This is a genomic window from Spirosoma pulveris (assembly GCF_054781875.1).
Window position 1 is genome coordinate 219,109 of record NZ_BAAGTO010000007.1, and the last position, 21,146, is coordinate 240,254.

Consider the following 21,146-nt stretch of genomic DNA (forward strand, 5'->3'; position numbering starts at 1 on the left):
TATTTTTTCAAAAATAGGGCTGTTAATCGACTCATTTACTGGACTAAATAAAATCCTGCTTATACATTTAATATTGTATTAATCTAGTACAACAAACTATTATCCTATAATATTTCGTTAAAAAATTAGACAATTCATCGATTATCTATGGTTTACGATAGTCATTGGCTATTTTTATGGTTTGGCCTCTAACTGCCGCCAGCTGACTGTCATTATTTACTTACTGAGTGCCCATGCGGAACATTGTTTTAAGACCAATTTTACTCGTCGGCCTCCTGCTCGTCAGTTTGCTTACTGCTCTCGGCTTCACGAAGCCGGGGCGTAACATATGGGCGAGAATTGCCTCTAAAAAAGCGCACCGAATGATAGTCAAACGGCCCGTAGCCGTTGTTCCTAAGGCTGTTATTCCTTCATACAAATTTGGGCCGGATGCGAGTCCGGTTGAGGTATTCACCATGTCTGACAGCGGCCAGCATTGGGTGGACAGTGTCTTTCATTCGCTTACCCCCGAACAGAAAATTGGTCAGTTCTTCATGGTGGCAACTTTTTCGAACCGCCACGACAACCATTACCAGTACATTGAACACCTCATCCAGACAAACCACATTGGTGGCTTGATCTTCTTCCAGGGCGGGCCTTATCGGCAGGCTATTCTGACAAACCGCTACCAGGCAGCGTCTAAGGTACCGCTGCTCATTGGCATTGATGGCGAATGGGGCCTGGGTATGCGACTGGACAGTACGATGAACTTCCCCAAGCAAATGTCGCTGGGGGCGATTCGGAACAACGAGCTGATTTATCGAATGGGTGCCGAAATTGGTCGGCAGTGCCAGCGGCTGGGTATTCATATCAATTTTGCACCGGTATCCGACATCAACAGCAACCCGGCCAATCCGGTTATTGGGGTTCGCTCCTTTGGGGAGTCCAAGGAAAATGTAGCTCTGAAAGCCTCGGCTTATATGCGGGGATTGCAGCAGACGCACGTCATTGCGACCGCCAAGCATTTCCCGGGCCACGGCGATACCAACGCCGATTCGCACCACACGCTGCCAACTGTCAGCCGGTCGTCGGAGCAGATGCGGGACATTGATTTGTACCCCTTCCGCAAGCTCATTGCCGACAGTCTGATGGGCGTTGTAACGGGCCATCTGCACGTACCGGTGATGGACAATACCCCCGCGCTGGCGGCAACCTTATCCGAAAAAATCGTTACCGAACTGCTCAAAAAAGAGCTGGGCTTTCGAGGGCTGGTGTTTACCGATGCGATGAACATGGGCGGCATCAGCCGGTCGCCGAAGGCAATGGATGTCAATCTGCGGGCGCTGATGGCGGGCAATGACATTTTGCTCTATCCCGAAAATGTTCGGGAGGCAACGGTGAACATCCTGAACGCCATTCAGCAGGGAGTCATTACGCAGGAGTTCATCGACGAAAAGGTTAAGAAAATCCTTCGGGCCAAGTACTGGGTTGGCCTTCACCATTACAAACCCATTAATCTGGCGGGTCTGTCAGCAGAACTTAACTCTCCCGAAGCACAGCTGCTAAAACAGGAACTCTGCGAACAATCCGTAACGGTTATCGACAACAAAAAAGGCCTATTGCCATTGAAACAGTTGGATACACTGAAACTGGCGTCCGTAGCCATTGGGGCCGAGCCGGGGAATGTGTTTCAGAAAACCCTGAATCAATATGCGCCTTTCCAGACGCTGGCTTATCCCGAAAAGCCCGTTTCGGAAGCAGACCTTTCTCATATCGTTGCTCAGTTGAGCGAAGCCAACACCGTTTTGGTTAGTTTTCACCGGATGAGTGAGTCCGGACTTCGGAAATACGGAATTACGAAACCTTCCCTCGACTTAATTAACCGGTTAAAGCAACAAGGGAAAAACGTCATCGTAACGGCCTTTGGATCGCCTTATAGCTTACCCCAGTTTTCGGCAGCAGACGCCCTGGTTTGCGCCTACCAGGAGCTTGAAGACATGGAGCGGGTGGTTCCGCAAGTGCTGTTTGGTGGGCTGGGTGCCAAGGGAATGCTTCCCGTTTCGATTGGTGATTTAAAAGTGGGTCTTGGCCATACACTCAACCCGGAAGGACGACTATCGACGGGTTCGCCGGAGAGCGTTGGCATGAAAACGACGGTCCTCAACCAGATTGACGCCATTGCGCAGGGGGCAGTTAAAAACCATGTCGTGCCCGGCTGCGAAATTCTGGTTGCCCGGAAAGGGAAAGTTGTCTACAGCAAAAACTTCGGTGCCTTAACTTACGCGGCCGGTGCCGAGAAAGTGACCGACGAAACCCTGTATGACCTGGCCTCACTGACCAAAGTGCTGGCTACGTTACAATCGGTCATGGTGTTATACGACCGCAAACAAATTGACCTCACGCAGAAAGCTTCCTTATATCTGCCGGAATTGCGCAACACCAACAAGCAGAATATTACACTTCAGGATCTGCTCTGGCACCAGTCTGGCATGGTTTCTTTCTACCCAACTACCTGGGACCGCACCCGCTTACCCGGCGGGGGGCTGAAAGCAGAATATTACGGCGCCGTTCGCGATAGTCTGCACACGCTTCAGATTGCACCAACGCTCTGGGGGGTACCCGCCCTGAAAGATTCGGTCTGGAAGTGGGTGGTCCAATCGCCCATGTCGCGCAAGACAGACGAATCGGGAAAACCAGCGTTCGTGTACAGCGACTTGAACTTCCTGATGCTACAGAAGATCGTTGAACGGGTTAGCAAGCAGCCGCTGGATAAGTTCGTTACCGAAAACGTGTACAAACCGCTGGGGCTCCACCAGCTTGGGTTTACGCCTTTGCAGCGGTTGTCCAACCCGCAGTGTGCACCCACCGAACAGGACACCTATTACCGAAATCAGCTTCTGGTGGGTACCGTGCACGACCAGATGGCAGCCGTACAGGGCGGGATTTCCGGTCATGCCGGACTGTTTGGCAATGCCCGCGACATAGCTACGCTCCTACAGATGAACTTACAAAAAGGCGTGTATGGCGACGAGCGGATTTTTCAGCCAATGACGGTACCTTATTTTACCCAGACCCTGAGCAGTCGCAGTCACCGCGCCCTCGGCTGGGACAAACCCAATCCTGAAAGTGCCAGCAGTGTGTATATGGCGCAGCAGGCTTCGGCCCGCTCATTCGGCCATACGGGTTTCACAGGCAACGTTGTTTGGGTTGACCCCGATCAGGAGTTGATATTCATTTTCCTATCGAACCGTATTTACCCAACTGCCGGAAACAATTCCATTAACACAACAAAGCTTCGCCGACGCATCCACGAAGTTATTTATAGTGCCATTCAATAACTGATTTTAGTTTTTATTTCAAACATACTTCGCACAACAAATGCCCCATTCGGGCCAGTAAACCACTCTCCCCTGGGAGTGGTTTTTTGTTGACATATGTACCTGTATATGCCTATTTATTGAATACGACTCATTTTATCTTTACAAAACGCCTAAATCGTATACGGCAAATTTCCTTATTTAAATGAATAGTAGGATTAATACCCCTTGTCCCGCGATTCATCAGAATCGTTAAGTAGTCCATAAATACACTAACTTTAGGGGTCTAAATGATTCACTTTTCTGTTTATGAAGGGACGTATATTCTACTCCTGTTTACTTGCCTGCTTGTGTATTGCCGGGCTAACTAACAAAAGTCTGGCACAGACGATAACCAGTGTCACTTTTTCTCCATCAACTGTTTGTCCAGGAAGCGCGGTAACGGTTACGTACGTAGTGAGTGGTACGCTGGCTGCTGGCAATACATTCACGATCTCTTTATCCGACCCCTCGGGCACTACGTTCCCTACCAACTTTGGACCTTTTACAGGTAGAGTAACAGGGTCTTCTCAGGTTACTCTGCCCGGAACACTGACAAAAGGAACAAACTATGTTTTTCGCGTTACGCCCTCGAGTTCGCTGACCGGCGCATCAACCAGTACAGCAAAACTAACGGTTAGCAAGCCGGATGCCCCAGCGGCTCCATCCCCACAAACGTTGTGCAGCGGTGACTCGCCACAGCCACTAACCGCTACCCTGAGTGATGGTGGTACCCAGCTAAACTGGTATACGGCCTCTTCGGGGGGCAGCAGGCTGGCAAGCACGCCCCAGCCTTCGAGTAACGCGATTTATTATGTTAGTCAAACCAACGCGTTTGGCTGTGAAAGTGATCGTACATCGGTTGACTTTAAAGTGATACCGCTTCCGGCGGCCCCTTCAGTGCCATCACCGGGTCCATCCTACTGTCAGGGCGTTACAACAGATCTGCTGACAGCTACGCCTACGGGTAGTAATACGCTCTTATGGTGGGGTACTGCTTCAACCGGTGGCACCTCATCGGCAACGGCGCCCCGGCCTGACAGTCAGACCAGTAACACGTACTACGTTGGCCAGAAAACCAGCGAAGGCTGTGTCGGTACAAGTCGGGCGGCTATTTCCGTTACCATTATCAAAACACCACCTGAGCCCATTGTGAAAGGGCCAAGCCCCGTTTGCTCAGGTTCGCCGATTGGTTCGTTAACGGCAACGGTAACCAATGCCAGCGATTATGAGTTACGCTGGTGGGGTAACTCGTCATCAGGCGGCACCTCAACCTTAACCGCTCCGACCGTCAGCAACACGCAAAGTGCAACCTACTATGTAACCCAGATTTCGAAAGTCGGGAATTGCCAAAGCTCACCCAGAACAGCTATTTCTGTCATCATAAACCCAGTACCTCCCGTGCCCACGATTCAGGACCCCGGTACTTTCTGCCAGAACAGGGACAGCCATAGCCTGGTGGCCAATGCCAGTCCCGGTGCTACGTTGAACTGGTTCAACGCCAGTGGTACTGCGCTCACAGGCGCGCCCTCGCCACCAACCAATGCGACCGGACAAATTACCTACTACGCTAATCAACAATACAGTACCGGCTGTACAAGTACCACGGCATCCATAACCGTAACGGTAAATAAAGTCCCTGATCGGCCTACGTTTCCAACGCCCAAAGTATATTGCGAAGGGCAGACGGCCGATCCGTTAACAGCCACCGCTGCCGGTACCTTAAACTGGTTCGGCCTGGATTCCACCAGCACGCCCAGCGGAACTGCATCCAGACCGGAAACGGGAGCTTTATTCATTGGCACCAGAAATTACTACGTTGCCCAGACGCAAAATGGCTGTATAAGCAATGTGCAGACAATTCCTGTGCAAGTAAAAGATACGCCGGACCGGCCCACCACGAAGGATATTAGCTTTTGTCAAAACTATGATGCGCTGCCGCTCAGTGCAACGGCTGTTAGTGGAGCTAAATTAAACTGGTATGGTGAAAGTGATTCGGGAGGTACGAGAACAGATGATCCACCTACGGTTCCCAATACAGTTGATAAAACCTATACATATTACGTAAGCCAGACATTAAACGGCTGCGAATCGGGCTTAGGCACGACTTCGGGCCGGGCTACCATTACCGTCAAGGTTAAAACGACGCCGGGAGCACCCGGTGTAAGTCCAGTCGGTCTTTGCAATAACGCGGCCACACAACCGTTAACCGCCATTGGAACAAACATAAAATGGTTTGATGCATCTGACAGTCCGCTTTCAAAAGCGCCGGAGCCGCCTACCGGCACCGTTGGCAACCAGGTATATAAGGCTACGCAAACGGTTGATGGCTGTGAAAGCAAGACCAAGGCAATCCTTACGGTAACGATTAAACCCTTACCCGCCCCGCCCGGTGTTAAGTCACTTGTTTACTGCCAGAAGCAAATCGACCAGATCGAACAAAACGTACCACCGTTAACAGCGAATGGATCGGAGCTGAAATGGTCGCTCAGTGATGGAAACCTGTTTTCCAGCGCGCCAATCCCTTCTATTGAAAAGGCAGGCACTCAGGTGTTCCTGGTTACCCAAACGGTAAATGGTTGTACAAGTACAGCAGCGCAGTTGGAGGTATCCATATTAACGCCGGCTCTTCCTACCGTGCTTAAGCCAGTTGTTTCCTACTGCGTTAATGACAAGGCAGTTCCACTGGAAGCTAGCATCAACGAAACCGGTGCCCAGCTACGATGGGTTGACCCGGCGGGTAATGTGAGCGTTAATGCGCCAGTCCCCTCCACGTTGAATAAGAACGTACAGCCCGGTGGCGACCCGTTTTATGTTTATCAGGTAGCTAACTATGGATGCGCCAGTGCCCGGGCAACCATTCGGGTCATTGTCAATACTCCCCCAACACTCGCCCTGGCAGCACCGGTTTCGAATGTTAACCTCGGCCAGCGAGCGCCTTTACAACTTAAGTTCACAGGTGCCGGTCCGTACAGCTACAGCTTAACCGAAGGGTACTCCGGCCAGACGAAGAGCGATACCACGATCTCCGTATTACCACGCGGCAATACAACGTATCAGATTATCAGCGTTAGTAATGGATGCGGAGTAGGATTACCCGGCACAACGGCCACCATTACCGTTCGGGTACCAACGGTATCGACCAGTTCATTGACCACGACGACTTTGTGTGCAGGCACGACACTATCGGTTCCATTTACAACAACCGGCGAATTTAATCCGGGTAACGCCTTTCGGATTGAAGTGGCCAGTGTAGCCGACACATCAAAAAAGTTTACCTTCCAGAGTTCAGCAGGCAGTTCGCCGGTTACTGGTCCGATTCCGATTACACTGGCAAGCGGACAGTATTATGTACGGGTAAAAGCCGACAATCCGGAAATTGGTATTACAGGAGCCAACAGCCCTACGCTGCTGACGGTACGTTCTCTGGCAAGCGCTACGCTGACCGGATCGCAGAATATTTACGAGGGCTCACCGGCTAATCTAACGATCACCTTCGGGGGCGATGGTCCCTGGGATGCCATCTACGCCGACAGCCTGCGTACCTATCCAATAACAGCAAGCACCAGTCCGTTCATTGTGGAGGCTCGTCCGGCCCGAACCACCGCTTATCGACTCACAAGCGTAAGCAACAGTTGTGGCAATGGCCCCGTTTCGGGTACGGCAACAATCTCGGTACTACCGCTGCTGGGTGTTGATGATAACTCGCTCGATCCGCTGGTCAAGGCGTATCCCGTACCAACTGTTACCAAGCTTATTGTTGAACTTAATCTGCCCCTCACTCGTGATCCTGCAGTTATATCCCTGACCGATCAACGCGGGCAGCCCGTTCTGCAGCACACAACCCGAGGCCAGATGAATGAACTGGATTTAAGTGGGCAACCAAGCGGATTATACATTCTGCGTATCCGGGTTGGCGACCGGGAGACAGCCCGAAAAGTATTAAAACAGTAACCCAAACCGCTCGTTGCTGGCTGGTTGTTGATTCCTGTTTCCAACGAATCAACAACCAGCCAGCAATTATCTTTTATACGGAATGAACGACGAGTACTTCATGGGTATAGCCCTGACGCTGGCGGAAGAAGCCGCCGATAACGGCGAGATTCCCGTAGGAGCCATCGTTGTTTGTCGGAACCGAATTATTGCCAAAGCGCGCAACCAGACGGAACAGTTAAAGGATGTAACAGCCCATGCCGAGATTATGGCAATTACAGCGGCCACGCAATACCTGGGCAGTAAATATCTGCCAGACTGCACCCTGTACGTAACACTGGAACCCTGTGTCATGTGTGCCGGTGCGTTATTCTGGGCGCAACTCGGCCGACTCGTGGTAGGAGCCGCGGATACCAAGCGGGGGTACAGCCGCGTTGAAACCAACTTGTTACACCCGAAAACCCGGGTTGAAACAGACGTACTTGCCGAAGAAAGTCAGGCTTTGCTCGCTAAGTTTTTTACACGCTTAAGAACATAATTCGAAATAGGGTTGTTACTTCAACCGATTGTTCTTCCATCTAACTGATTAGTAAAATGGCATTTGTATTAGACCCACTTCCTTACCCAAGCGATTCGCTCGAACCGAATATCGATAAGCAAACCATGGAAATTCACCACGGAAAGCACCACAATGCTTACGTGACGAATCTCAATAACGCCATTGCAGGCACCGAAATGGAAAACAAATCCATTGAAGACCTCCTGGCTTCTGTAAGTTCAGCACCCGTTGCGGTTCGTAATAATGGAGGTGGTCACTACAACCACACCTTGTTCTGGAATACAATCTCGGGCAGCGGTGGCGGTCAGCCAACCGATACCCTGGCCGAAGCCATCGATCAGAAGTTTGGCTCGTTCGACGCCTTCAAAGAGGAGTTCACCAAAGCAGCAACCACCCGTTTTGGTTCAGGCTGGGCATGGTTAATCGTTACGCCCGAAGGTCAACTGGCGATCACATCGTCGCCAAATCAGGACAACCCGCTAATGGACATCGCCGAAGTGAAGGGTTTCCCGATTATCGGTCTTGACGTTTGGGAACATGCCTACTACCTGAAATACCAGAACCGCCGGCCCGACTACATTGCGGCTTACTTTAACGTCGTTGACTGGAATGCTGCCGAAAAACGGTACCAACAGGGTAAACAGGCGTAATAAGTGAATTTGTATGGGTTATAAATGACGGTTTTTTCGTGTTTCGACCGCAAAAAAATTGTCATTTATAACTCATAATTCACAAATCATCGTTACTTTTGTACTCTCAAAAATGGTGATTGTAGCTCAGTTGGTTAGAGCGCCGGATTGTGGTTCCGGAGGTCGCGGGTTCGAGCCCCGTCTTTCACCCTACTTAAAAGGCCTTGATTTCGTCAAGGCCTTTTGTTGTTTATGACCAGTCTGAATGAATACGCTCCACCCGTCTCTATTTCCCTGAACGCTCATTTGCAATGGCAACTGTCTCTGTCTACTAAACCGTAAACAACTCATCAACCGTAAGCTGAAGGTCCGGTACAGCCGGAGCAGCACTAAACGTATCGGTTTAAAGTACGTAACATTGTACATTTCTTACCAGACACCGTTCTTCTTTCCTCCTGCCATCGGTGGGTATTGCCAGTCCATCCTCAAATTCATACAGAAATCCATTATCGGGGTTCCAAGTCAGGAACTGCTACCTCGACATCGGAATACCGACTACGGTTCTTTCTTCTGTAGGTTCAAGCAGTATACTTTCCATAGCTTTTGAGGTTTTACGTAACTATATCAAAAAAGCCGTCAATAGTTTGTTTGCCATAAGCGGCATAAACTACTGACGGCTAGAACGCATCAAATTTTCTTACTGCTTCTTCTCCGGCATCAATACCAGCCGAATCAGGTTCGAACTTAGGTACTGGTTGGCGGCTGCTTTGGTGCTTTCGACCGTTACTTTGTTTAGTTGCTCGTCCTCATGCAGAACCTCGTCGGGGGCGTCGCCGTTGTAGTACTGATTTTGCAGATAACCCAGCCAAAACTGGTTGTCCTTTAGCTGCACTTCCGTTTCACGACGGGTTTCGGCTTTGAACTTGGCAATATCGGCGGGGAGGGCACCCTTCTCTTTCAGGGTAGTGATCAGCTCCTGCGTTTTGGCGATGAGCTTCTCTACGTTTTCCGGCGCACAACCGAAATTGATGCGGAAAGTATAACGCGGCACCGGGTATTTGGCATAAGCCGCGCTCGCACTTACGCCATACACGCCACTCTCCTCTTCACGCAGTTTCTCGATCAGCTTGATTTCCAGTACTTCGGCCAGCGCGTCCAGTTGAGTGGAGGTTTCCGGCGACCAGTTTATATCACCCGTATATACCAGTTGTACGGCGGCTTTGGGGTCGACGCCCCGGTAAACGGTTTTGCTAACCTGGCCTTTGGGTGCCCGGATACCCAGGTCGGTGAACTTCTCTGATTTACCCGTCGATGGTAATCCACCGAGGTATTTCTCAACCAGTGGTTTCAGTTGGTCCTCCTTAAAATTACCAACGAAATAGAACGTAAAATCACCGGCATTGGCGAAGCGCTCCTGGTAGATTTTCAGCGCCCGGTCGAGGTCGATGTTGTCCAGGTCTTCGGGCTTGAGCGGCTGCCGGCGGGGGTTGTTATTCCCCAGCGTGACCGTCACCGTATCCTGAAAAACGCCTTGCGGGGTTGGTGTGTTGATGCGGTTTTGCAGTGCATTCCGCTGGTTCGACAGGAAGCCTTTCACCACGTCGGCATCTTTGCGGGGCTGGGTGAAATAGCTGTACAGCAGTTGCAGAGCCGTTTCCAGGTCTTTCGGGGCCGCGCTGCCGTTAACGCCTTCGTTCAGTTCACCCACATACGGGAACACGCTTACCTGCTTGCCCGACAGAAATTTACCGAGTTGAATCTGGTTGTACGCACCCGTGCCGCCCATAGCCGCCAGCGTAGACGAGAACCGCGCCGACTGGAAATCCTTCAGGTCATAAAGTGACGTTCCGCCCTGGCTGCTCGCCGAAAACAGAATCTGGTCGTTCTTGAAATTCGTTGGCTTCAACACCACATGAACGCCATTTTTCAGCGTCCACTCTGTCACGCCGATGTCTTTGATCTGCTTCTCGTTCACAACCGGTGAAGGCGTAGGCTGTGTAGCCAGCAAGGGGCTATCCAACGTTTTATCGTCATAAGCCGTAAGGCCCTTCCCGGCAGCGTCGACGTAACTGATAATCTGCTCAACCGTAGGCAATTTAGCTTTGTCTTTCTCGGGAGCCATGACAATAACCGCCCGGTTGTCGTTGTGGATAAACTGATCGACCAGCGCGTTCACCTCGGCGAGTTTGATGCCATCCTGTTCTTTTTTGAGGAAATTGTAATAGAACTCAATGCTCGTATAGGGTTCCTTATCCGTGAAGTTCTGCACGTATTCATTCACGTAATTGACCGACCGTGTTTTGTCGCGTTCGCTATATGCCTGCTCCACGTTGGTCATGAATTCCTGCTTGGCGCGGGCCAGTTCGGTGGGGGTAAAACCGAATTGCTTGACGCGGGCGTTCTCATCGAGCACGGCCCGGATGGCACGTTCTACATTACCCTCCTTGGCTACAGCGATAGACGTAAAGGCATCGAGATTACCCAGAAAATCGCTGTAGTTACTGTATCCGCCCAGAAACGGTGGATTCGCCTGTTGCGTCAACTCCTGAATCCGGTTGCCGAGCATGGTATTGAACAGACCGCGCTTGATGCTCTCGCGCAAATCGCCCAAGGTTTTCTCCTTTATTTCGGGCCGCTTGTAAATCACCTGCACTACCGTATTCGGCTGTTCGGGGTCGGTTACGATGACGACTTTAGTGTCTTTGTGCGCCGGAATGTCGTATTCAGTGCGGGGTTTAGGGTTCTTCACCGCCGGAATCCGCCCGAATTTCTGCCGGATAATGCCTTCCACCTGCTTCATATCGAAGTCGCCCACGGCGATAACGGCCATCAGGTCGGGGCGGTACCAGTCTTTATAGAACTGCCGCAGCACTTCGGGCTTGAAGGTAGTCAACACCTGTTCGGTACCAATGGGAAGCCGTTTGGCATACTGAGAGTTATTCAGCAGGATGGGAAAATACTGATCCCGCATCCGCTGACCGGCCCCGCGCCCGAGCCGGCGCTCTTCCAGGATAACGCCCCGCTCTTTATCGACTTCGGTAGGGTCGATGGTAGCGTTGTGCGCCCAGTCTTCCAGAATCTGAAAGGCGTTGGTAAATACATTGGCCGAATCGGTCGGAACGGGCAGTTGATACACCGTTTCGTCGAAGCCCGTGTAGGCATTCAGGTCGGCCCCGAAGCGCACCCCCGCCGATTGCAGGAAGTTGACCAGTTCGTTTTTCGGGAAATTCTTGGTGCCGTTGAACTCCATGTGTTCCATGAAGTGAGCCAGTCCCTGCTGGTTGTCGTTCTCCAGCACCGACCCCGCCCGGATCACTAGCCGCAACTCTGCCCGGTTTTTGGGCTCGGCATTTTTGCGAATGTAATAGGTCAGGCCGTTCGGCAACTTACCCACTTTCACATCGGGGTCGAGGGGAATCGGGCTGTTGAGGTTTGGCGTTGCCGTCTGGGTTTTGGCAGACGTTTGAGTGGGTTTTGATGATGATTTAACTTTGGGCGTGGATTGCGCCAGCACCAGCGTTGCGCTGAGGAACAGACTCAGGCATAGAGGGAAACGTACCATTCGGTCGCTTAAATTGGGTTGTGGTTCTTGGAACAATAATATGGACAATAACGATACGAAACGCGGAATCGTTTATCCTTTCCATACTAACAAAATCCCAACCACGATGGAGGTTATAACCGACAGCCAGCAGAGGACAATCACCCAACGCATGGGAATTTCCCACATGGGTGCATGAAGCAATGTCGTCTCCTCATCGGCTTCCATGACTCCGTATGCGTTCCGGGCACAGAAGTCATCCCAACCGGTGTAATCCATAAAACGAGCCAGTGTATCCAGCGACGGTTTCGGAGGAATGGTCGACGTTTCCCAAAACGCCTGTAACTCCTGCGAGTCAACCTGCCGTTGTGTATGACGGGCTACAAGCTCGCTCAGCTGTACGTAGTCCCGCGCCCGCCAGTGAGACGATTGCTCCCAGCGCAGTATGTCCTCAATCTGTTGTTTAAGGTCGTTGGCATGATGCGTGCTCATACCCTAATAATAACACTTTCCCGCAAAAAAACGCAGTACCCGCCACCAACCCCGACGGGGTTGACTATGGATAACCGGGGGTGTAGCCCTCGGATGGACATAGCCCAGACAAGAGCCAACCAACCCCGACGGGGTTGACTGTGGATATCCGGGGGTGTAGCCCTCGGATGGTTGCATACCTCGGCACACAGCACAGCCCTCGGCACACACCACCTACCCCTAGAGCACACCTGCCATATGCCCCGGATGCCATCCGGGGTTATCCACAGTCAACCCCGTCGGGGTTGGTAAATTGGTGTATTCCTGCCACCTGTCCCAGACACAGTCCGGGGTTATCTACAATCAACCCCGTTGGGGTTGTTACGGCACCGCTACCAGGTGTACCGCTTTCATCTCCTGCTTCGGGGCATCGCAGGTGGCGCAGGTGTACTCAGCGGGTAGCTGGCTGAACGGCGTACCTGCCAGGATGTCGCGCCGGGCATCTCCATACTGCTCATCATAGACGGTGAAGCAATGTGGACACTGGTGTACGATGGCCTCGACACCCGGCGAAGGCTCCGGCTTATCGGTTTCGACCCAAGTCGTTTCGGCCCGGTTCTGCGACCAGCGGGCGTTGAATTTGCGGCACAATCGATTGAGTTGGTTCGGAACATGCATGCGAAACAACCCTTTCTCAAAGACATGATACGTTCGGCTATTTGGATTAAAATTTTCGGTGTAATATAAGTCGTACACGCTGAACAAGGACAATTGCCCAAGCCGCAGCAGTGGCCGCTTCCGAATCAGTACGGAGCCGAACACTTCCGATTTGGCGCGGGTCTGCACCCCAAAACAAAGCCCGAAGGTGCGGGTATCATTCTTCTCGAAATTCCGGATAACGTAATGCTTCAGCTCGGTGCCTTCGTCGGTATGGTCTTCCGTTTGCCAGGCCAGTTCATTGGCAGCATGGCGCACGTTGATGTTATGCTTGCCCAGCACCTGCGACCAGGCCGCCCGGTCTTTGGCTTCGATTCCTTTAATAATGAGCGATTTCCAGGGCGTCGCGCAGATTTCGCCGATGCGGGTTTTCAGGCATAGGGCGCAGACATCGAGCAGGAAAGCAATCGTAAACTGCTCATCCCGACGATAAAGCCCCAGCCACGAACGCTCGCCGTAGCGGTTGAAGCCTTCGTAATAGGGCAATGAAAACTCCGGCAGTTCGACTTCCTGCGTGGCTGGTTGCGTGATAAAGTGCTGGTGCGCCGTAACGGCTTTATACAAAGCATCTTCTCCCTGAAAGTCCTGTGCCAGCATGACCTCCTCCACGGCTTTAGCCACTCGGCCAATGTCGTTGGTGTAGATCAATTCCGGCCAGCGGAACAGGCTGTTGCTCTGTTTCGGGCGGACGTACAAATACCAGAAGTGCGGTTCCGGCGAGGCAATAAAATTCAAATTACCCGTGAAGAAGGGCGTAAAGCTCTGGTTAGAATCCGACAGGTTGATCTTCAGCCGGGGCTGGTAATCGAACTGGTCAAGTACGGTATGGTACTCACTTTCCCGAAGCCAGGCCCCCGTCCGAAACACATCTTCGCCACAATAGGAGCTGATGACATTTGGATACTGATCTGTATTCAACTCATACGAAATCTGGTGTTGCTTGAGGTCTTTCTCCAGAAACCGCATGTCCTCGTAATGCACTGTCATAAGTAACTGCTGACGCGCACCGAAGCGCACCCTCCGCACTTTCGCGTCGTAGGCCAGCCGCAGCACCGTTTGCAGCGCCCCCGGCGAAACAATCCCGGCGGGCATATTGACTTTTAGCGTATAGTAATCGCGCATATTTTTTTGTTTTGTAGGGACGCAAGGGGTTGCCGGTCCGCCGGTGCGGTTTCTACACCAATTCCTTCATTTTTTCCAAAATACTCCGCACCTCCGGCCTACAGGAGCCGCAGCCGGTTCCGGCGCCGGTTTTCTGGCATAACTGTTGAAAGTCGGTGCAGCCGGCCTGGATGGCCCGCTCCAGATTCCCTTGCCCAACGGTGTTGCAGGAACAGACCAGCTTGCCCTCCACCGGATCAACCTGTTTGCTGGCCCGCAGGAGCTGGAGCCGCTTTTCGGACAGTTCGGTGCCGTTGGCAATGAGCTCGCGAAACTCGGCAAACTCGTTCTTGTCGCCGACTAAAATGGCCCCGACGAGCTTGTCGCCCTGAACGATGCATTTCTTGTAGTACCGCTTCGACTTGTCGATGAACACAATCTCTTCGTACTCTCGGCCCGCCCCGGGTGGCACTTCTGTCAGGCCCATGCTGCACAGGTGAAGCCCTTCCATTTTCAGAATGCTGATGGACAGACTGCCTTTGTACGGCTGCGACACATCGCCCGCGATGAAACGGGCGGCTGCTTCGGCCTGTTGCTCGGCGGCCAGGGTGATGCCCCACATCTGCCCGTTCCACTGCGCCACTTCACCCGCGGCAAAAATATCGGGGTCGGACGTTTGCAGGAAATCGTTCACGACCACGCCCCGGTTGCAGATCAGACCGGCTTCGCGGGCGAGTTCGATATTCGGTACGGTGCCGATGGCCATGACCACCACCTGGCAGTTGAGCTTTTTACCCGACTTGAGTTGAATGCCTTCTACTTTATCGGTACCCATAAAGGTTTGAACCTCTTCGTTGAAATACACGTCGATGCCCCGATCCAGCAATTCGAGGTAGAGCAATTCGCTGGCGAGCGGGTCGAGCTGGCGTTCCATGAACCGGCCTACCCGCTGAATAACCGTCACCCGAACGTTAATCTGCCGCAGCGATGCCGCCAGTTCCAGCCCGAGCAAGCCCCCGCCCACAATGACGGTATGAGGCTCCGAGCCATCGGCGGGCCGATTCAGGAATGGCATCAGTGAATCGGCGTCGAGCCGCGACCGCATGTTGAAAATTCCCGGCAGGCGGGGAATTCCTTTGGGCATGAACGCATTGCTGCCCGTGCCGAGCAGGAGCTTGTCGTAGCTGTGTTCGACGCCGTTGGTATCGACCACCACTTTCGCTTTCCGGTCGATATGGGCAATGCCGACGCCTTTATGAACAATGATGCGGGCCTCCTCGAACTGATCTTCGCGCAGCTTGACAAGCTGCTCCCACGACTGTGCCCCGCTGATGTAATCGGGCAGCAACACGCGGTTGTAGAACGGGTAAATTTCTTTCGAGAAAATATGAAGCTCGTCGTTGACGGGCGTTTCGGGACTCGCTACTCGCCCCGATTTCAGGGCACGATAGGCATTGATGAACCCTAATCCGGCCGAACCGGCCCCGATAATAATGATCTTCTCGACCGGCTTGCTGAACGGCACCACCTCTACAGCGGTGAATTTAAAATCCGGCTCTTTGGAACGGGGATCAACAAGCGCATTAGTCAGGTTGTTGGCCCGGTTCAGGTTGCTTTCACCAGGCTTTCCGGCCAGTACTTTTCCCCAGTGCATCGGCAGAAAACACAGACCCGGACGCACATCGTCGGTTAGTTGGGCTTTCACCCGAACCTTTCCCCGGCGTCCGTGCACCTCAATGAGCTGACCGTCTTCAATGTTTCGGGCGTTGGCATCGTCGGGGTGAATTTGCAGGAAAGGTTGCGGGCTGTGTTGATTTAGTTTAGCCACACGCCCCGTCTTGGTCATGGTGTGCCACTGATCGCGGATACGACCAGTGGTTAAGATAAGCGGAAAGTCAGCGTCGGTAGGCTCTGAGGTATTTTCATCGGGTACGGCGTGGATCTGCGCGCGGCCATTGTGTGTGTAAAATTTGTGATCGGTGAACAGGCGTTTGGTACCGAAGAAGGTTGACCCCACGGCAGCGGCCGACCGCCCCGCCCCCTCCCGGAATGCCGGACCACCTTGAGAAAAGGGGAGGGGGGAAATCCCCACCTTACCTTCTGACTTTTGTCCTCTACCTCCTGCTGGATACGGCCATTGTACGGTGCGCTTTTCTTGGAGTAAGGCGTAGTTTACGCCGGTTATATCGACGTTGGTGCCAGCGGTGAGTTGGGCGTATTCGTCGTAAACGGCGGAGGTGTTCGGGTAATCGAAAGCATCGCCGAACCCCATTTTGCGGGCAAAGCGCCAGATGATCTCGGAGTCGGGCAGGGCTTCGCCGGGGGCGTCGATGACTTTGGGGAGGTACGCAATCCGGCGTTCGGCGTTGGTCATGGTACCCTCCTTTTCGAGCCAGGCGGCTGCGGGTAGTACGACATCGGCAAACTGCACCGTATCGGCCCGGTTCGACACATCCTGCACGACGACATAACGGGCGTTCTTCAATGCCTTTTCGACAGTATTCGCATCCGGCATACTCACCATCGGATTGGTGTTGATGATCCAGATGGCTTTAAGGGTATCATTGCCCAGGGCCTCAAACATTTCCGTGGCGGTCAGGCCAGGTTTGGCTGCAATCTTGACCGGGCTGTTCCAGAACGCTTCCACCTCAGCGCGGTGAGTGGCGTTGGTCACATCGCGGTGGGCGGGCAGTACGTTGGCCAGGCCACCCGTTTCGCGGCCACCCATGGCGTTGGGCTGGCCCGTCAGCGAAAATGGCCCGTTGCCGGGTTTACCAATCCGCCCCGTAATCAGATGAAGGTTAATAAGCGCCAGATTCTTGTTGACGCCAATAACCGACTGGTTCAAGCCCATTGTCCAGAGCGACAGGAAACCCTTCGACCGACCAATCCAGTCGGCCACCCGCCGAATGTCATTGGCCGGAACCCCACAAATGTCGGCGGCTTCGTCGACGGTGCGCTGCATCACCTGTTCGCTGTAGGCCGTAAAGCCGTCGGCGTGGTTGGTGATAAAATCGACGTCGATGTCGCCATTCTCGATCAGCAACCGGCCAATGGCGTTATTCAGCACAATGTCGGTTCCGGGCCGAAGCGGCAAATGCAGATCCGACGAGCGGGCGGTATCGGTTTTGCGCGGATCGACACAAATGATTTTGACATTTGGATTAGCCGCCTTGTGCGCTTCAATCCGACGCCACAGAATGGGGTGGCACCAGGCGGGGTTGGCACCCTGCACCAGAAACACGTCGGCCTCTTCAATGTCGTCGTAACAGACCGGCACCGAATCTTCGCCCAGCGACAGTTTGTAGCCTACCACCGCCGAACTCATGCAAAGCCGGGAGTTGGTATCGATGTTGTTCGAACCAATAAAGCCTTTGATGAGCTTATTGACCAGATAATATTCTTCTGTCAGGCACTGCCCCGACACATAAAACGCCACCGAATCGGGACCGTATTTCTCGATAAACGTCCGGAACACCGCGGCTGTACGCTCCAGCGCGGCATCCCAACTCACCCGTTGCATGGGCATGTTGCGATTGAGCCGCATCTGCGGATACAGCAGCCGGTCCGACTGGTCCATGACGGTATAATGCAGGTTCATGCCCTTCGAGCACAACATCCCCTTATTGGACGGATGCTGCTTATCACCCTCGACGGTCAATCGTCCGGTCGGCTCCTGTTTGACTACAATACCACAGCCAACACCACAATAGCAACAGGTCGTTTGATGAGTCATGATTTTAAGGGGAGAAGAGGGAGTAAAAGGAAGAGGGGAACAACGGGGGGAGGGCTTTCCCTTTTTATCCCCCCTCCTCCCGTTACTTCCTCTTCTCCTTTTAATTTAATTGTAATTCTACCTCCGCGGGTTCGGCGATGGTCTCTTTGCTGAAATTGACCAGGAAAAGAAGCAGACCAACGGCGGCTACGGCGCAGCCGATGTACAGGAAGGCCTGTCCGTAGCTGATGGATTGTGATTTGAACAGGAACGCCATCAGCATACCGCCGAGGTTTCCGCCTGCACCAACCACGCCCGAAATAACGCCCACCGCTTTGGGGTTCACGAACGGCACGATCGCATAGGTACCGCCGTTCGACATTTTCAGAAACAGCGCGAACGTGATCATGGAAACGATAGCCATTGGTAAGCTGCCGGCCTGGGCAAACATGGCAATGCCGATCCCTTCCAGAACGAGCATGCTGGCCAGCAGGATACCTTTGCCCCGCATCCCGTATTTATTACCGACCTTATCGGCCACAATACCACCGAGCGCCCGCGCAAAGATGTTCATGCCGCCAAAGAGCATGGCCCAGAAACCAGCTTCGGTCTCGGCCAGCTTGAAATTATCAAAGAAATAAAGCGCGGCCACGCCATCGAACGTAATCTCCATACCGAAGCAGCAGGCATAGGCCAGGGCCAGCGCCCACACGCGGATATCGGCACAGGCGGCCCAGAAACTCACCTTCTCAGCCGAATTAACCGACCTCTCTATCTCACTGTAATTTCCTGCTGGGGTATCCTGAGTAAAGCGGTAGTAAACGAAGGCCATAATGAGCATCAGCACACCGGGAAAAATCATCGCTAACCGCCACGCTTCGGGCTTGGTGTAGCCGAAACCAACGATGGTGGCCATAATAACGGGCATCGCCAGCTGCGTAATACCTCCGCCCAGGTTGCCCCAGCCACCGGCTACGGCATTAGCCGTACCTTTGATTTTGGGGGCAAACATCATCGACGTGTGAAACTGCGTGATTACGAACGATGCGCCAATGACGCCAATGGCCAGGCGGAACAGTAAAAAGGTAGTGTAATCGTGGGCCAGTCCCACGAACATAACCGGCCAGGCGCCCAATATAAGCAGGGCCGTATAGGTTTTGCGCGGCCCCCAGGTATCGCATAGCCGACCGATCACCAGACGGGCCAGAATAGTAGCTGATACAGCCGCAATGATGGTATTACCAACTTCGGGTTTGGTCAGGCCGAGATCGGCCCGGATGGCGGGCATCAGCGGAGCCAGTCCGAACCAGCCGAAAAAACAGACGAAGAAAGTGAGCCACGTAATGTGGAAGGTCCTCATTTGCACACCGTTGAAACGGAGAACATTCAGGGAATCAAGAGGTTTGTTCGTTTGCATGAGTTTATAGATAAGGAGTGTGTATTTAAAAAGAGATCTTTCCTACGGTAGAATGTGGTGTCAGGTCTGGGACCTGACACGCTCGCGTCAGCAATTAGTGCCGAGTCTGACCGGGCTGGCGTTTAGAGCCCGACAACACATCCAGTTCGTTTTACTATTTCGAGGCTGTCTTTGCAGCCAGAAAATCCGGCCGGATGTTGATCATCAGGTACGACCAGGTGCCAATGTGGTTCTTCTCCCCCATGGTGCCCTGCTTCGAGTATTCCAGGCTGTTGGTACCGTTCATGACCGAGTAGCCGAATTCCAGGCTGGTGAATTTGTTGAGGGCGTAGTTGGCCACGAAGTCATATTCCATACCCAGTTTAGAGGACAACAGGGCTCCGGTAGGGGCGTCGGCCATTTTGTTGTAAGTAGGTGCCGCCAGCGCGAAATAGTGAATGTCGAAGGTGGTGGTCAGGCGGGGGGTGGCGTATTTGAATTTCAGGAAAGCGTCCTGCAAACCACCCGCTGGCGAGCCTGTGCCTACGTAGAAGTAGTCCATATACCCCCAATGCCGGTGTGGCGTACCATAAAGCGGATCGAAACGGCTTGTTTCACCCGCCTGAATGGTCGTCGCATTATTGCCCGACAGCACTTCGTAACCGGGGCCCACACTCAGTAGCCCTTTCTGGAACATGACGTTACCACCGTAGTGATAAGCGCCTTTGATATTCAGACCATCACGGTCTTTACCGCTTTGTCCGTAAGCAAACGCCTGCCACTGCACTTTACCGGATTTCGGGGAGGGATCGCCCAGCTGACCGACCAACATCCCACCGTAAGTCAGGCGTGAGTTCGTACCGGCCACATCGTAACGTCTCCCATATACGTAACCGGTTGTCGCGTTACCCAGCGAATCGGCGCGGTATTTCTGAAAGTCGTCTTTGAAGAACAGGGCCGAGAACTTTGTCTGACTGAACGAGGTCGTGAACTTTCGTGTCAGATACGCCATCTGAAACGACTTGAACTGCTGATTCTGCCCGTTTGTGCTCAATGGCGTTGCCAGCACCGGTGCTCCTCCTTTTCCGGCCGTTGGAATAAAACCTGTCGGAATGGTCAGCGACACGTTCTTGTTCGATAAAGCCGACAGCGCTACGTTGCCGGGTGTGTAATTGTCACCCACGGTACCAAACGCATCGGTGTTCTGGTTGAAGCCAACGCCAAGGTCGAGTGCCCAGCCCATGTGCTGTCCTTTCAACAGAGCCGCATCGAAACGGCGTCCCTGCTGGAGCCAGTCGAGATTGCCCAACAGGCGAACATCGTCGTATACAAGCTCCTGACGGCCTATTTTGAGCGACAGATTTTGAATGGGCCGGAACTTGATGGTCGTATCGGCGCGATTAGCCAGGGTCACTTCGGCCCAGGCTTCGTGTACCATCAGGCGATTTCCGTCGATGTTGTTGATCGTGGACGCATCCTGTCCCCAAACACGAACATCCTGAATGGATGTTTGAAATTGTACGCGATCCCACTTGTAGCCGAACGTCAGGCGGGTACGCTGCGACGTAAAAAACGCAGCCGGTGCATCTTTTGGCGCCAGGTTGCCAAGGCCGTTACGCAGTTCGGTGCGGGTACGCAGCTGCCCAACCAGGGAGAACTGCGCGAACGAATCTGGTCCAATAGCCAATAGAATGAAACAGGCCAATGACACGTTTGTCAGTATATTTTCCATCAGAAAATGCAGTCAGT

The 21,146-nt window shown here is 53.0% G+C and carries 10 protein-coding genes and 1 tRNA gene; 5 read left to right on the forward strand and 6 right to left on the reverse strand.

The window, feature by feature from the left end:
- The first annotated feature begins 233 nt into the window (after positions 1–233).
- The 5 genes from ACYVJM_RS22245 (at position 234) to ACYVJM_RS22265 (ending at position 8,667) form a co-directional block, all read left to right on the forward strand.
- Positions 234–3,317 carry a glycoside hydrolase family 3 N-terminal domain-containing protein gene (locus tag ACYVJM_RS22245; RefSeq protein ID WP_461150430.1) on the forward strand — a complete coding sequence of 1,028 codons (3,084 nt, stop codon included), beginning with the start codon at positions 234–236 and terminating at the stop codon, positions 3,315–3,317.
- A 288-nt stretch (positions 3,318–3,605) separates the two neighbouring features.
- On the forward strand, positions 3,606–7,289 hold the full coding sequence (locus ACYVJM_RS22250; protein WP_461150431.1) for an Ig-like domain-containing protein: 3,684 nt from the start codon (positions 3,606–3,608) through the stop codon (positions 7,287–7,289).
- An 82-nt stretch (positions 7,290–7,371) separates the two neighbouring features.
- Positions 7,372–7,806 carry a nucleoside deaminase gene (locus ACYVJM_RS22255; RefSeq protein ID WP_461150432.1) on the forward strand — a complete coding sequence of 145 codons (435 nt, stop codon included), beginning with the start codon at positions 7,372–7,374 and terminating at the stop codon, positions 7,804–7,806.
- A gap of 56 nt (positions 7,807–7,862) precedes the next feature.
- Positions 7,863–8,477 carry a superoxide dismutase gene (locus ACYVJM_RS22260; RefSeq protein WP_461150433.1) on the forward strand — a complete coding sequence of 205 codons (615 nt, stop codon included), beginning with the start codon at positions 7,863–7,865 and terminating at the stop codon, positions 8,475–8,477.
- Between the two features lie 114 nt (positions 8,478–8,591).
- A tRNA-His gene (locus ACYVJM_RS22265) sits at positions 8,592–8,667 on the forward strand.
- A gap of 486 nt (positions 8,668–9,153) precedes the next feature.
- Here ACYVJM_RS22265 and ACYVJM_RS22270 read toward each other — a convergent pair.
- From ACYVJM_RS22270 to ACYVJM_RS22295, 6 genes are all read right to left on the reverse strand, one after another.
- Positions 9,154–12,018, reverse strand: coding sequence for a M16 family metallopeptidase (locus ACYVJM_RS22270; RefSeq protein ID WP_461150434.1), 2,865 nt, complete (start codon positions 12,016–12,018; stop codon positions 9,154–9,156).
- A 72-nt stretch (positions 12,019–12,090) separates the two neighbouring features.
- Positions 12,091–12,489: a hypothetical protein gene (locus ACYVJM_RS22275; RefSeq protein ID WP_461150435.1), complete on the reverse strand. Its 399-nt coding sequence runs from the start codon at positions 12,487–12,489 to the stop codon at positions 12,091–12,093.
- A gap of 360 nt (positions 12,490–12,849) precedes the next feature.
- Positions 12,850–14,307, reverse strand: coding sequence for a rubredoxin (locus ACYVJM_RS22280; protein WP_461150436.1), 1,458 nt, complete (start codon positions 14,305–14,307; stop codon positions 12,850–12,852).
- A gap of 52 nt (positions 14,308–14,359) precedes the next feature.
- The gene (locus ACYVJM_RS22285) at positions 14,360–18,022 is read right to left on the reverse strand and encodes a molybdopterin-dependent oxidoreductase (RefSeq protein WP_461150437.1); all 3,663 of its coding nucleotides are present in this window, start codon (positions 18,020–18,022) and stop codon (positions 14,360–14,362) included.
- A 100-nt stretch (positions 18,023–18,122) separates the two neighbouring features.
- Positions 18,123–19,418, reverse strand: coding sequence for an MFS transporter (locus tag ACYVJM_RS22290; protein ID WP_461150438.1), 1,296 nt, complete (start codon positions 19,416–19,418; stop codon positions 18,123–18,125).
- Between the two features lie 154 nt (positions 19,419–19,572).
- Complete coding sequence (locus tag ACYVJM_RS22295) at positions 19,573–21,129, reverse strand: alginate export family protein (protein ID WP_461150439.1); 1,557 nt, start codon at positions 21,127–21,129, stop codon at positions 19,573–19,575.
- Between the last annotated feature and the right edge of the window lie 17 nt (positions 21,130–21,146).